This is a genomic window from Xanthomonas sp. DAR33341, from assembly GCF_003992815.1.
Taxonomy (GTDB): domain Bacteria; phylum Pseudomonadota; class Gammaproteobacteria; order Xanthomonadales; family Xanthomonadaceae; genus Xanthomonas; species Xanthomonas cissicola.
The window spans coordinates 111,809-126,160 of sequence record NZ_QEYV01000017.1 but is presented as its reverse complement, the minus strand read 5'-3'; the positions used below and the strand labels follow the sequence as shown (position 1 = coordinate 126,160).

8 protein-coding genes are annotated in these 14,352 nt (G+C 65.7%); 5 read left to right on the top strand and 3 right to left on the bottom strand.

Annotated elements, in window-relative coordinates; translation table 11 throughout:
* Positions 1–175 precede the first annotated feature (175 nt).
* From zwf to EO156_RS05570, 5 genes are all read left to right on the top strand, one after another.
* Positions 176–1,606 (top strand): glucose-6-phosphate dehydrogenase, encoded by a 1,431-nt coding sequence (gene zwf, locus EO156_RS05590; protein ID WP_005923374.1) that lies wholly within the window; start codon positions 176–178, stop codon positions 1,604–1,606.
* Complete coding sequence (gene glk / locus EO156_RS05585; RefSeq protein ID WP_016849498.1) at positions 1,603–2,610, top strand: glucokinase; 1,008 nt, start codon at positions 1,603–1,605, stop codon at positions 2,608–2,610. Before zwf ends, glk begins: the two co-directional genes overlap by 4 nt.
* Positions 2,607–3,326, top strand: coding sequence for a 6-phosphogluconolactonase (gene pgl, locus EO156_RS05580; protein WP_003482796.1), 720 nt, complete (start codon positions 2,607–2,609; stop codon positions 3,324–3,326). Before glk ends, pgl begins: the two co-directional genes overlap by 4 nt.
* Positions 3,327–3,414: 88 nt before the next feature.
* Positions 3,415–5,331, top strand: coding sequence for a phosphogluconate dehydratase (gene edd / locus EO156_RS05575; protein ID WP_003482797.1), 1,917 nt, complete (start codon positions 3,415–3,417; stop codon positions 5,329–5,331).
* A gap of 52 nt (positions 5,332–5,383) precedes the next feature.
* Positions 5,384–6,043 carry a bifunctional 4-hydroxy-2-oxoglutarate aldolase/2-dehydro-3-deoxy-phosphogluconate aldolase gene (locus tag EO156_RS05570; RefSeq protein WP_003482798.1) on the top strand — a complete coding sequence of 220 codons (660 nt, stop codon included), beginning with the start codon at positions 5,384–5,386 and terminating at the stop codon, positions 6,041–6,043.
* A gap of 478 nt (positions 6,044–6,521) precedes the next feature.
* Here the strand turns inward: EO156_RS05570 and EO156_RS05560 are convergent, their stop codons facing one another.
* Genes EO156_RS05560 through EO156_RS05550 form a run of 3 tightly spaced genes read right to left on the bottom strand, consistent with a single transcriptional unit; the run spans position 6,522 to position 14,244 of the window.
* Positions 6,522–9,608, bottom strand: coding sequence for an efflux RND transporter permease subunit (locus tag EO156_RS05560; protein WP_016849499.1), 3,087 nt, complete (start codon positions 9,606–9,608; stop codon positions 6,522–6,524).
* The gene (locus EO156_RS05555; protein ID WP_016849500.1) at positions 9,605–13,114 is read right to left on the bottom strand and encodes an efflux RND transporter permease subunit; all 3,510 of its coding nucleotides are present in this window, start codon (positions 13,112–13,114) and stop codon (positions 9,605–9,607) included. Before EO156_RS05555 ends, EO156_RS05560 begins: the two co-directional genes overlap by 4 nt.
* On the bottom strand, positions 13,111–14,244 hold the full coding sequence (locus EO156_RS05550; protein WP_016849501.1) for a MexH family multidrug efflux RND transporter periplasmic adaptor subunit: 1,134 nt from the start codon (positions 14,242–14,244) through the stop codon (positions 13,111–13,113). The genes EO156_RS05555 and EO156_RS05550 overlap by 4 nt, the downstream gene beginning before the upstream one ends.
* Positions 14,245–14,352: the final 108 nt, after the last annotated feature.

Below are 14,352 nucleotides of genomic sequence, written 5' to 3'. Positions count from 1 at the left end.
TGGCGCTAACCGCTGATCGCCAGTTGCTGCAACAATCCGGGATTGGGTGTCAGCGTCCATCCCCCGCTGCGCGCACGCAAGTGTCGCTCAGGAACAGACGTACCGACCGCCGGCCGACCGGCGCCTTTCCGCCAAGCTGCTGATAACGATGTCTCCAGAATCTGAAACGCGGTCCATGCACAACACCCTGATCCTGTTCGGCGCCACCGGCGATCTTGCCCAGCGCTATCTCTTTCCTTCCCTGCTGCGTCTGTTCATCGACGGTCTGTTGCCGGAGGACTTCCGCATCCGTGCGCTGGCGCTGTCGCCGCACGACACCGATGCATTTCGCGACGTGCTGCGGCCGCGCCTGACCGAAGCGCTGCCGATCGCGACCGCCGAACAGATCGACACGCTGCTACAACGGGTCGACTATCGCTCGGTGGATCTGCGCAATGCCGATTCGGTGGCCGACGCGGTCCGCGAACTGGCCAGCCGTCGGTGTGTGAGCTATCTGGCGATCCCGCCGGGCCTGTACATCAGCACCTGCCAGGGCCTGGCGCTGGGTGGCGCCCTGGCGGCACCGCATCGCTTGATGCTGGAAAAACCGATCGGCCACGACTCGGACAGCGCCCGCGACATCCTGCAGTCGATCGGCGCGCTGATCGACGAAGACCGCGTGTTCCGCCTGGACCATTACCTGGGCAAGGCGGCGGTGCAGAACCTGATCGCGCTGCGCTTCGGCAACACGCTGCTGGAGGCGGTCTGGAACCGGACCTACATCGAGTCGGTGCAGATCCTGGTCGCCGAAAGCGAAGGCGTCGACGGGCGCGACGCCTACTACGCCCGCTCCGGCGCCCTGCGCGACATGGTGCAGAGCCATATCCTGCAGCTGTTGTGCCTGGTGGCAATGGAGCCGCCGGCCTCGCTGGAAGCCGACCGCATCCGCGATGAGAAGGTCAAGGTGCTGCGCGCCCTGCGCCCGATGACCGCCGAGCACGCCGCGCACGACTGCGTGCGAGGCCGCTACACCGCCGGCAGCATCAACGGCCAGCCGGCGCAGGCCTACCACCCGCCGGAAGGCAGCGACGTGGAAACCTTTGTCGCCGTCACCGCGCATATCGATAACTGGCGCTGGGCCGGCGTGCCGTTCCACCTGTGCACCGGCAAGCGTCTGGCCGAGCGCTCCACCCGCATCGTGGTGACGCTCAAGCCGGTGACGCACTGGCTGTTCGAACGCCCCGACCGCCAGAACGCGGTGCCGAACCGCCTGACCTTCCAGTTGCAGCCGCAGGAAAACATCGAGCTCGGCCTGATGAGCAGCCTGGCTGGCCCGGAATGGGGCGCGATCGAACTGCAGCCGCTGGAACTGGAACTGTCGGTGCCGACCGGCCTGCACCGTCGTATCGCCTACGAACGTCTGTTCGTCGACGCCTTTAACGGTAACCCCGCGCTGTTCGTGCGCGACGACGAGGTCAAGGCGGCGTGGTCGTGGATCGACAGCGTGAGCGACGCCTGGAAAGACGCCGCGCTGCCGCTGCAGCCCTACCCGGCCGGCAGCTGGGGTCCCGAATCGGCCGCCCACTTCCTGCCCCCGGCCACCGACGCACAGGGAAACAACGCATGACCGCTCCTTCCAAGCCGGTGCTGGTTGCCGATATCGGCGGTACCAATGCGCGTTTCGCGCTGGCCGATGTCGACGCCTCGGTGCCGTTGCTGGATGACACCTCGCGCGAATTTGCGGTGGTGGACTTCGGTTCGCTGGGCGAAGCGGCGCGCTACTACCTGGACCAGATCGGCGTGCAGGCCACCCAGGGCGTGTTCGCCGTGGCGGGCCGCGTGGACGGCGACGAGGCACGCATCACCAACCATCCCTGGGTGATCTCGCGCTCGCGCACCGCCACCATGCTGGGTTTCAGTACCTTGCATCTGATCAACGACTTTGCCGCGCAGGCGATGGCGATCAGCCTGCTGCGTCCACAGGACGTGGTGCAGGTAGGCGGCGCCAGCTGGCGTCCGGCACCGATCGATCAAGCGCGCAACTATGGCGTGATCGGCCCGGGCACCGGCCTGGGCGTGGGCGGCCTGATCATCCGCAACGGGCGCTGCTTTCCGCTGGAAACCGAAGGCGGCCATGTCAGCTTCCCGCCCGGCACGCCGGAAGAAATCCGCATCCTGGAAATCCTGTCCGAGCAGTTCGGCCGGGTCTCCAACGAGCGGCTGATCTGCGGTCCGGGCCTGGTCAATATCCATCGCGCGTTGAGCGAGATCGCGGGGGTCGATCCGGGCCCGCTGCAACCCAAGGACATCACCGCACGCGCGGCTGCGGGCGACCCGCGGTCCTCGCGCACCATCGATCTGTTCTGCGCGATCTTCGGTGCGATCGCCGGCGACATGGTGCTGATGCAGGGCGCCTGGGACGGCGTGTTCCTCACCGGCGGGCTGGTGCCCAAGGTGCTGGATTCGCTGCAGCATTCCGGCTTTCGCCAGCGCTTCGAACACAAGGGCCGTTTCTCCGCGATCATGTCGAAGGTGCCATCGCTGGCGGTCATGCACCCGCATGCCGGCCTGCTGGGCGCCGCCGCCTACGCGGTGGATGCACAACGTCAGCACACCGGGGAGCAGCGATGAATCTGCAGGACAACCAGCGCATCACCCTGGTGCGCTACGACGACCCGGCCGAATGGACCGAGGCGGTGGCCAGCGAAATGGCCGACCTGCTGGAACAGGAGATCTCCCGGCGTGGCCAAGCACGCATGCTGTTGTCCGGCGGTACCACGCCGGCGCCGGTATACGAGTCCCTCGCCCACCGGCCGCTGGACTGGTCGCGGGTGGAAGTGGGCCTGGTCGATGAACGCTGGTTGTCGCCGCAGGATCAGGACAGCAATGCCTGGCTGGTCAATCACAGCTTCCTGACCCACGCATCGGCCGCGACCTTCATTCCGCTGGTCCGTCCGGGCAAGCAACTGCCCGAATGCGTGCACACCGCCAACCTGCAGGCCAGACATGCCGAACCGGCCTGCCTGGCAGTGCTGGGCATGGGCGGCGACGGGCACACCGCGTCGTTGTTCCCGGGTGCCACCGACCTGCCGAAGGCGCTCGCCAGCCCGCAGCCGTACGCATCGCTGGATGCCACCGGCTGCCCGGGCTCGAACCAATGGCCGTTGCGCATCACCCTGACGCCCGCAGGGCTTGCCAGCATTCCAACGCGCCTGCTGCTGTTGCGTGGCAAGCAGAAGCTGGACGTGCTGCAGGCCGCGTTGGCCGGCGACGACATCAATGAGTATCCGATCCGCGTGGCGCTGCAGCAGCCCGGTCCGCGGTTGCGGGTGCATTGGTGCGCTTGAGTGCGAGTCCCTCGCAAGAGCCCGCACATCCTTGTGCGGGGATTTAAGAAAAACGCTTTCTTCCCCCGTTTCTCATAGCCGGTAGCCAATGAGCCTGCATCCGAATATCCAAGCCGTCACCGACCGTATCCGCAAGCGCAGCGCTCCCTCGCGCGCGGCGTATCTGGCCGGTCTCGATGCCGCCCTGCGTGAGGGCCCGTTCCGTAGCCGGTTGAGCTGCGGCAATCTTGCGCACGGCTTCGCTGCGTCCGAGCCGGGCGACAAATCGCGCCTGCGCGGTGCGGCCACGCCCAACCTGGGCATCATCACTGCCTATAACGACATGTTGTCGGCGCATCAGCCGTTCGAGCACTACCCGCAGCTGATTCGCGAGACTGCCCGCACGCTCGGTGCTACCGCACAGGTGGCGGGTGGCGTGCCGGCGATGTGCGACGGCGTGACCCAGGGCCGCGCCGGCATGGAGCTGTCGCTGTTTTCGCGCGACAACATCGCCCAGGCGACAGCCATCGGCCTGAGCCACGACATGTTCGACAGCGTGGTGTACCTGGGCGTATGCGACAAGATCGTGCCGGGCCTGCTGATCGGTGCACTGGCGTTCGGCCATTTGCCGGCGATCTTCATGCCGGCCGGCCCGATGACGCCGGGCATCCCGAACAAGCAGAAGGCCGAAGTGCGCGAACGCTACGCCGCTGGCGAAGCCACCCGCGCCGAACTGCTCGAAGCCGAGGCCTCGTCCTACCACTCGCCCGGCACCTGCACCTTCTACGGCACGGCCAACTCCAACCAGGTATTGCTCGAAGCGATGGGCGTGCAGCTGCCCGGTGCCTCGTTCGTCAATCCGGAGCTGCCGTTGCGCGATGCATTGACCCGCGAAGGCACCGCGCGCGCGTTGGCGATCTCCGCGCTGGGCGAGGACTTCCGTCCGTTCGGCCGCCTGATCGACGAGCGCGCCATCGTCAATGCCGTGGTCGCGTTGATGGCGACCGGTGGCTCGACCAACCACACCATCCACTGGATCGCAGTGGCGCGTGCGGCCGGCATCGTACTGACCTGGGACGACATGGACCTGATCTCGCAGACGGTGCCCCTGCTGACCCGCATCTACCCGAACGGCGAAGCCGACGTGAATCGCTTCCAGGCCGCGGGCGGCACGGCATTCGTGTTCCGCGAGCTGATGGACGCCGGTTACATGCACGACGACCTGCCCACCGTGGTGGAAGGCGGCATGCGCGCCTACATCAATGAGCCGCGCCTGCAGGACGGCAAGGTGACCTACGTGCCGGGCACCGCCACCACCGCCGACGACAGCGTGGCGCGTCCGGTCGGCGATGCCTTCGAATCGCAAGGCGGGCTGCGCCTGCTGCGCGGCAACCTCGGCCGCTCGTTGATCAAGCTGTCGGCAGTCAAGCCGCAGCACCGCAGCATCCAGGCGCCAGCCGTGGTGATCGATACACCGCAGGTGCTCAACAAACTGCACGCCGCCGGCGTGTTGCCGCACGATTTCGTGGTGGTGCTGCGCTACCAGGGCCCGCGCGCAAACGGCATGCCGGAGCTGCATTCGATGGCGCCGCTGCTGGGCCTGCTGCAGAACCAGGGCCGGCGCGTGGCATTGGTCACCGACGGTCGCCTGTCCGGTGCCTCGGGCAAGTTCCCGGCCGCAATCCACCTGACGCCCGAAGCGGCGCGCGGCGGCCCGATCGGCCGCGTACGCGAAGGCGACATCGTGCGCCTGGACGGCGAAGCCGGCACCCTGGAAGTGCTGGTCTCGGCCGAAGAATGGGCATCGCGCGAGGTTGCACCCAATACGTCCGTCGCCGGCAACGACCTGGGCCGCAATCTGTTCGCCATCAACCGCCAGGTCGTCGGCCCCGCCGACCAGGGCGCGATCTCGATTTCATGCGGCCCGACGCATCCGGACGGTGCGCTGTGGAGCTACGACGCCGAGTACGAACTCGGTGCCGATGCCGCAGCCGCCGCGGCACCGCACGAGTCCAAGGACGCCTGATCCCCTTCCCTCTCTGCGACCGCTCCGTTGGTCGCCGTCACCCGGAGTTGCAATGACGATTGCCCAGACCCAGAACACCGCCGAACAGTTGCTGCGCGATGCCGGCATCCTGCCGGTGGTCACCGTGGACACATTGGACCAGGCGCGCCGCGTCGCCGATGCGCTGCTCGAAGGCGGCCTGCCCGCGATCGAGCTGACCCTGCGCACGCCGGTTGCGATCGACGCGCTGGCGATGCTCAAGCGCGAGTTGCCCAACATCGTGATCGGCGCGGGCACCGTGCTGAGCGAATTGCAGCTGCGTCAGTCGGTGGATGCCGGTGCAGACTTCCTGGTGACCCCGGGCACGCCCGCGCCGCTGGCGCGCCTGCTGGCCGACGCACCGATTCCCGCCGTACCTGGCGCAGCAACGCCGACCGAGCTCCTGACCCTGATGGGCCTGGGATTCCGCGTCTGCAAGCTGTTCCCGGCCACCGCCGTGGGCGGTCTGCAGATGCTCAAGGGCCTGGCTGGCCCGTTGTCCGAGCTCAAACTGTGCCCCACCGGCGGCATCAGCGAGTCCAACGCCGCCGAGTTCCTGTCGCAGCCGAATGTGCTGTGCATCGGCGGTTCGTGGATGGTCCCCAAGGACTGGCTGGCGCAGGGCCAATGGGACAAGGTCAAGGAAAGTTCGGCCAAGGCGGCGGCGATCGTGCGGCAGGTGCGGGCGGGCTGATTGGCTGGGCGCCATATCCGGCAGGTCGATCGTTGGATGGCTTCGAATCTGCATGTCGATACAGATATGCTGATTCGCCGATGACGGAATGAAGATCGAGTAATCCTGCACGACGGCGATCACTGCAGTGTTCGCTCGTAGGCCGGAGAAAAAATCTTTCCAGGCATCTTGGCCACGCAGCTTTTCTGCTCGAGGCCAAGGCGATGGCATACCGATCTGCTCGAAGCCACGGCGATGACATACCGAAGCGGCAGCGTGGCCGGGGATCGGCGGAAAGCGGCACACGGATGTGCCGCGACGGCGAGTCAGACAGGATGTCTGTCGAGCCGAAGAGCCGATCCCCGGCCGCGCTGTCGCCCCTTACCGGAGCCGCTGATTGGCGGTCAGGTGCTTGGTCGTCGTACAAGCCGAAGGAAGGAACCGTACCCTCACCCCAACCCCTCTCCCAGGGGGAGAGGGGCTTAACGCCTTACCTCGTTCACGATTCCAACGCAGCGCTCGACGGCCTCGTCTTCGGCACACCGCGCGCGCGCCGCACCAGGGCAGCTGCACCACTGCTCATGTCGTCGAGGATCGCGTAGATCGTCGGCAGGAATAGCAGGCTCACCACCGTCGAAAACGCCAGGCCACCGGCGATGGCGCGCGCCATCGGGAAGTACGGCGGGCCATCGCTGAACATCGTGGTGCTGGTCAGCGAAATCGGCACCATCGCCAAGATCGCAGTGCCCATCGTCATCATGATGGGCCGCAAACGCTCGCGTGAGCCTTCGACCAGGGCCTGCGTGCGCCCCATCCCGCGGCGGCGCAGATTGTTGATGTGCTCGATCATCACGATGCCGTTGTTCACCACCACGCCCATCAGCACCAGGATGCCGATGAAGGACATGATGCCGAACGAGGTCCCGGTGATCCAGAACAGCCAGAACACCCCGAAGATCGAGAACAGCACCCCGCTCATGATCGCCGCCGGGAACAGCAGCGACTCGAATACCGCCGCCATCACCACGTAGATCATCACCAACGCGATCACCAGATTGAACACCATCTGGCCCATCGCCTCGCCGTCGTTCTGATAATCGCCGCCGTCGAAGGTGTAGCTGTAGCCGGCCGGGAAACGCATCGCCTTGAGTGGCGCCTCCATCGCCGCACGCGCCTCCGGCACGGTGACCTTCTCGGCGAGATTGGCCTTGATGGTCAACGTGGTCTGCCGATTGGTGCGCCCGATCTGCGTGGCGGCCGGACGGATTTGCACCTCCACCAGACTCAGCAACGGTACGCTGCGGCCATCCTTGGTGCGCACGGTGAAGCTGGCCAGATCTTCAGGCTTGCTCTGCTCGGCGCCGGCAAACCGCACCCACACCGGCACCTCGTTGTCGCCGCGGCGGAACTCGCGCAGCGGCGTACCGCGCAATGCCAACCCGACGAAGCTGGCCACTTGCTCGGCACTGAACCCGAATGCAGCTGCGCGCTCGCGGTCGACGCGAATCGCCAGCTCGCTGGTGCGGTCGCCCGTATCGACATGCACATCCCGCAACTCCTTGCGCCGCGCCAGCAGCGGAATCACATCGTCGGCCAGCGCTTTCAGTGCATCGGTCGAATCGCCGACCAACTGCACTTGCACGCCTTGGTTGCCATTGCCGCCATCGCCCTGGTTGCCGATGCTGTAATCGGTACGCGCAGAGCGCGGCAGCTCCTTGCGGATTTTTTCCAGCAGCGGCGGCAGGTCCTTGACCTTGCTCGCATCGAAGGTCACCACCGTATTGCTGTCTTCCACCTCGCTGAACCATGAGTAGATCTGCGTGATGTGGTACTTGGCGCGATTGGCTTCCAGATAGTTTTCGACACGGCCGATCTCCTCGCCCAGCTGCTCGCGCGTGTACGAGCCTTTCCACTGGTATTGGATGAAGGCCTCGTTGCCGCCGTCGCCACCGAACATGTCGATCTTGGTCAGCTTCATCGGTACCAGGCTGATCGCACTGACCAGAATGATGCCGGCCACGCTCCAGCCGCGATGCGCCAACGTCCATGCCAGCAACGTGGCGTAACGACGCTGCAGCCGCGCGATCACGCCGTGCTCGGAGGTCACCATCGGCGGCGTTTTCATGCGTGCCGACAACATCGGAATCAAGCTGATTGCCACCAGCCACGACGCCAGCAACGACACCGAGATGGTGATGGCGATCTGCGCCATGAAAATGCTGATGTTGTTGGTCTCGCCGAACAGGTTCGGCACGAACACGATGCAGTGGCACAAGGTGCCGGCGCTGAGCGCAATGGCCACGCTGCGCGTTCCCAGCAGCGCGGCACGCTGCGGTTGGTCGGGCATGCGCTCGCGTTCCTGGTAGATGCTTTCTACCACCACCACGGCGTTGTCCACCAACATACCCACTGCCAGCAGCAACCCCATCATCGTCAGGATGTTGAGCGTGACCCCGACGAAATACATGAAACCCAAGGTGATGGCGAAGCAGATCGGGATCGCCAAGGTCACCATCAGCGTCGATGGCCAATGCCGCAGGAAGAAGAACAACACCGTGATCGATAACAGCAGACCCACCGCGCCGGCTTCGGCCAGTTCGGCCAGCGAGGAGGTCACCGCCTTGCCCTGGTTGTCGATCACCTTGACCTGCACGTCGCGCAGCGCCGGTTGGGCGCGGATGTCTTCAACCTCTTTCAACGCCGCCTTCGACACCTCCACCAGATTGGCGCTTCGCTCCTTGTAGACATCCAGGCCGATGGCCGGGCGCCCATCCAGGCGCCGCCCGTAATTCATGCGCGTCGGCTTGAGCCGCACCTCGGCAATGTCGCCCAGCCGCACGCCTTTGGCGTTGAGCACCAGCTCGCGCAATTCCTGCAGGTCGCGCAGTTCACCGATTGGCTGCACCCGGATGCGCTGGCCGTTGTCGTCGATCTGGCCTGCAGACACCGAGAAATTGAGCTTGCCCAAGCGCTCGCTCAGGTCGTTGAGGCTGAGGTCGTGCGCGGTGAGCCGATCCGGCGCGATCGCGATTTCGACCTCGTTCGGTGGCGCACCGGAAATTTCCACCTTGGCCACGCCCGGGATGCGCTCGATGCGCCGCTTGAACTCGCGATCGAGCATGTCGTAGGCGCCGGTCAGATCGGTCTGGCTGGCCAGGCGCACCTTGAGCACCGGCTCGTCGCTGCTGGACCATTTGAAGACCTGGAAGCGCTGCAGATCCTCCGGGAAATCGTCGCGTACCGCGTCCAATCGCTCGCGCGCATCGGATGCGGCGATGGCGATATCGCGGTCCCAGTCGGAGAATTCGATGAAGATGTTCGCGCCGTCGGCGGTGGCGGTCGAGCGCATGCGCTTGATGCCGGTCATCGTCGCCAGCGCTTCCTCGGCCGGCCGCACCAGGTTGCGTTCCACCTCGTCCGGCGTGGAGCCGGTGTAGGGCAATTGCACGAACAGGAATGGCGCGGAAATATCCGGCAGCGCCTCCAAAGGCAGCCGGAACGCCGCGATCAAGCCCACCACCACCAGCGACACGAAGCACATGATGGTGGTGACCGGGCGACGGATGCTGAAGGCGGCAACGCTCATAGGGCCTCCAGCCCGTCGGCGTTGCCTGCCGCCTGCGCGCGTTGCCCGGCCATGCGCCGGCCACGCTCTAGGTAATACGCATCGGCGCGGCGATCCAGCAGGTCGTACACCACCGGTATCACCAGCAGGGTCAGCAAGGTCGAGACCAGCAATCCACCGATCACGGTAATGGCCATCGGCGCGCGCACTTCAGCGCCCTCGCCCATCGCCACCGCCAGCGGCAGGAAGCCGAACAAAGTGCACAAGGTGGTCATGATGATCGGCCGCAGGCGCGAGCGCGCACCTTCGATCAGCGCCTCGCGCTTGGGCACGCCGTCTTCGCGCAGCTGATTGACCTTGTCGATCAGGATGATCGCGTTCTTGGTCACCAGGCCCACCAGCAAAATCAGGCCGATGAACACCACCACCGAGATCGGCTTGCCGGTCATCAGCAGGGCCAGCACCGCACCGACCATTGCCAGCGGAATGGTGAACAGAATGACGAACGGATGCAGCAGCGACTCGAACTGCGAAGCCATCACCAGATAGACCAGGAAGATCGCCAGCCCGAACGCGAACAACAGCGACTTCACCGATTGCGCCAGTTCCTCGCCCTGCCCACCGATGTGCATGCCTACGCCGGCTGCAAGCGGGTCCTTGCGCACCATCGTCTCCACTTCGCGCACCGCACCGCCCAGGTCGATGTCCTTCAGGCTGGCCGACACGATTGCCACGCGGGTCTGGTCGGCGCGATGGATCTCGCTCGGCCCCGTCGTCGCCAGTACCTCGGCAACCGCCGCCAGGCGCACCGGCCGGCTGCTCCCCGGGTTGACGATCAGCTGACGGATCGCGTCCACACTGGCGCGGTCGCTGTGCTGCGCACGCACCAGCACATCGATCTTGCGATCGCGGAAGCTGTAGCGTGTGGCCACATCGCCGCGCACCTTCTTGACGATGACATCGGCGATCTGGCGCGTGGTCAGCCCCAAAGCGCCAGCGCGCTCCTGATCGAAACGGATCTGGATCTCCGGGAAGCCCTCTTCCACCGTCGATTTGACGTCGGCGTAGTGGCCGTTGGCGCGCAACATCGCCGCCAATTTCTGCCCGGCGCGTTCCAGCTCGCCCAGGTCCTGGCCGCGCAGTTCCACTTCCAGCGGCGTCGAAAAACTGAACAACGCCGGTCGCGCGAAATCCACCTGCGCGCCTGGGTGCCCGACCATGCTGCTGCGCAGCCGCTCGGTCGCTGCCGCTTCCACCGCCGGGCTACCGCCGCCGGCCATCACCACGGTGAGCTTGCCAATGTTCTCGCCGCTCTCGGTGGGGTTGGCGTCCAACCGCGTGCCGCTGCCGCTGACGCCGTACAGCGACGCGATGCCCGGGTCCTTGTCGTGCGCCAGCTGCAACTCGCGCACCACTGCATCGGTCTGCGCCAGCGGCGTGCCGGAGGGCAGTTTGACGGTCATTTCGAAGCGATCCTGCGCCAGCTGCGGAATCAGATCCGCGCCCAGCATCGGCACCAGCAACGCCGTCCCGATGAACGCCGCCGCGGCCAGTCCCAGCACCAACCAGGGGCGCCGCAGCGCCGCCGGCAAGATCCCCAGATAGCCACGCTCGGCACGAGCATACGGCGCCATCGCCAGGTCGCTGGCCTTGCGCATCACCGGCCCCACCACGCGGCTCAACCCGCGCCACACCTTCACTACGGCCCATGCCGCTCCGAAAAAGCCATAGCGCATGCTCGCACCTGCACCACGCCGGCCGGCCGCCACCGGCTTGAGCCAGCGCTGCTCGGGCTGCCACTGCGGATGGCTCGGCTCGTCCGGGAACGCCATCGGCGGTGCGCACTTGAGCGAGCTCAGCATCGGAATCAGCGTCATCGACACCACCAGCGAGATCGCGATCGCGATCGCCACCGTCAATGCCTGATCGCGGAACAACTGCCCGGCGATGCCCTCGACGAACACCAGCGGCAGGAACACCGCAATGGTGGTCAACGTGGACGCCATCACCGCCATGCTCACTTCGCGGGTGCCGGCAATGGCCGCGTCCAGCACGCTCAAGCCGCGTTCGCGCGCCTTGGCAATGCTTTCCAGCACCACGATCGAATCGTCCACCACCAGGCCGGTGGCCAGCGCCAGACCGCCCAGCGACATCACGTTGAGGCTCAGTCCGAGCTGGCCCATGAAGAAGAACGTGGTGATGATCGACACCGGCAACGACAGGCTGATGACGAACGTGCTCCAGCCATCGCGCAGGAACAGGAAGATGATCAGGATCGCCAGCACACCGCCGATTACCGCATCTTTTTTGACATCGCTGATCGCATGCTCGATGAAGTGCGATTGGTCCTCGATGGTGGTGATTTCCACATCGCCCGGCACGGTCGCCTTGAGCTGCTCCAGGCGCTTGCGCAGCGCCGCCGCCGTGGACACGGTGTTGGCATCGCCTTCCTTGTAGATCGCCAGCTCCACCGCTTCCTTGCCGCCCAGGCGGATGATCGCCTCGCGCTCCTTGTAGCCCTGGCGCACCTGCGCCACATCCTTCAGCCGCACCGGCATGCCGCCGGCGATGCTGCTGCTGGACGACGAGGAGGTGCTCTGTACTTCAGCCGCTGCCGCCAGGGCCGCCTGCGAACCAGTGGACGCCGCAATGGCATACATCTGCTGCATCGCCGCTTCGGCCGCGCTGCCGCTGCTGCTCTGCGTGGTCACCAGCATGTTGCGGATCTCGTCCAGATCCACGAACTGGTTCACCGTGCGCACCAGGTAGCGCTGCGAACCTTCTTCCAGCCGGCCGCCGGAGATGTTGACGTTCTCCTCCTTGAGCCGGGTGATCACGTTGTCGATCGGCAGGTTGAGCTGGGCCAGCTTCTGTTGATCGATGTCGACCTGAATCTCGTCTTCCAGCCCGCCGCCGACCTTCACCGCCGCCACGCCGGCCACCGGTTCGAGCTTCTTTTTCAGGTCTTCGTCGGCATAGCGGCGCAAGCCGGTGAGCTGGCGGATCGCATCGGTATCGGAGGCCGGCGCCTGCTTGGGGGACAACGCCAGCCGCATGATCGGCTCGGTAGAGGGATTGAAACGCAGCAACACCGGCGGCTTGGTTTCCAGCGGCAGCGACAAGGCTTCCATCTTGTCGCGCACCTCCAGGCTGGCCTGGTCCATATTGGTGCCCCAGGCGAACTCCAGCACCACATCGCTCTGCCCTGTGCGCGAGATCGACTTGAGCTTGCGCAGGTTCTTGACCACGCCGACGGCTTCTTCCACCGGCTCGGTCACCAGCGTTTCGATTTCCGCCGGCGCCGCGCCGGTGTATTCGGTCCGTACGGTGAGCGTGGGATAGCTCAAATCGGGCAGCAGATTGACCTTGAGGCTGCGTAACGCGATCAGCCCGAACAGCAGCATGGTCACGGTGATCATGGCGATGGTCACCCGCCGCCGCGTGGCGAAGGCCACCAGACCACCGCCGCCAGGCAGCGGCGCGTGCGGATCATGCACGGGTCCGTGCGGGTTGCCGTTCTCGCTCATGCGTGCGTCTCAGCATGTGCGGGCGCAGCGGCCTTGGCCGCGACCGGCTTGCGATCGGGTTGGCCGATCACTTGCACCGCAGTGCCGTCGCGCAGCGCCACCTTGCCGGCAGTCACCACCTGATCGCCTTCCTTCAGGCCCTGCCGCACTTCCAGCCACGGCCCTTCGGCATAGCCCAGCTTCACCGGCACGCGGCTGACCTTGCCGTTGCGCACCACGAAGACTGCCGGTTCGCCATCGTCCAACAACGCCAGGCGCGGAATCACCAACGCATCCTTGCGTTGGTCGTAATCGATGCGGATGCGACCGAACATGCCCGGCTGCAACGCTTCGGCCCCCTGGCCGAACGCGCAGACCACACGAAACGTGCCACTGCCTGAATCCACCACCGGCGCGATGCGGTCCACCTTGCCGACGAATTGCTGGCCAGGCAGCGCATCGGCCAGCAAGGTCACCGGCTGGCCCGACTTGAGCGTGGCCAGTTCGCGTTCGGGCACGTTGAGCGTGGCCTCGAGCTGCGAATCGTCGACGATGCGGAAGATCGGCGTGTTGATCTGCACGAAGTTGCCGGTCTTGATCGAGCGCGATGCGATCACGCCGGAGATTGGCGCCTGCACCGTGGTGTAAGAGAGCTCCAACGCTGCAAGCCGGTGCTGCGCACGGCTGTTTTCGACATCGAATTTGAGCTGGTCCACATCTGCGGCGCTGACCAACTGCTGGCCCACCAATTGCATGGCGCGGCGATAGCTGTTTTCCAGCTTGCGCAGTTGCGCTTCGCTCTGCGCCACCGCCAGATGCGCGCGATCCGGATCCAGGCGCACCAGCGCCTGGCCCGCCGATACCTTCTGCCCCTCTTCCACCATCACCGACAGCGCAACGCCCGAGGTCTTGGCCACCACTTGCGCCTCGGCGCGCGGCTCCAGCGCAGCGGTGCCGGTGTAACTGGCGGCTACCGCACGGCGCGCGGCCTTGGCGATTTCCACCGGCACGGCATCCACCGCCTTCTTTTCCTCGGCCGCCTTGGCCTCCCCCTCTCCTGCCTTGCAACCGCCCAGCAGCAGGCTCGTGGTGATCAACAATGCAGCGGCGCAGGTTCCGCTGCGACCCGGCAAGAAGGAGAGTGGCGACATCGTCGTGTCCTAGTGGATGCGTGAACAGGTGTTGTAGGCAAGTAGACCACCCAAATGCACATGCCGCCAATGCGCCAAAGGTCATGGTCTATTCAAGTTGGCCTATTC

Excerpts from the sequence above, each read along its gene's own strand:
- zwf (WP_005923374.1), top strand. The coding sequence starts at position 176 with ATGCACAACACCCTGATCCTGTTCGGCGCCACCGGCGATCTTGCCCAG.
- glk (WP_016849498.1), top strand. The coding sequence starts at position 1,603 with ATGACCGCTCCTTCCAAGCCGGTGCTGGTTGCCGATATCGGCGGTACC.
- pgl (WP_003482796.1), top strand. The coding sequence starts at position 2,607 with ATGAATCTGCAGGACAACCAGCGCATCACCCTGGTGCGCTACGACGAC.
- edd (WP_003482797.1), top strand. The coding sequence starts at position 3,415 with ATGAGCCTGCATCCGAATATCCAAGCCGTCACCGACCGTATCCGCAAG.
- EO156_RS05570 (WP_003482798.1), top strand. The coding sequence starts at position 5,384 with ATGACGATTGCCCAGACCCAGAACACCGCCGAACAGTTGCTGCGCGAT.
- EO156_RS05560 (WP_016849499.1), bottom strand. The coding sequence starts at position 9,608 with ATGAGCGTTGCCGCCTTCAGCATCCGTCGCCCGGTCACCACCATCATG.
- EO156_RS05555 (WP_016849500.1), bottom strand. The coding sequence starts at position 13,114 with ATGAGCGAGAACGGCAACCCGCACGGACCCGTGCATGATCCGCACGCG.
- EO156_RS05550 (WP_016849501.1), bottom strand. The coding sequence starts at position 14,244 with ATGTCGCCACTCTCCTTCTTGCCGGGTCGCAGCGGAACCTGCGCCGCT.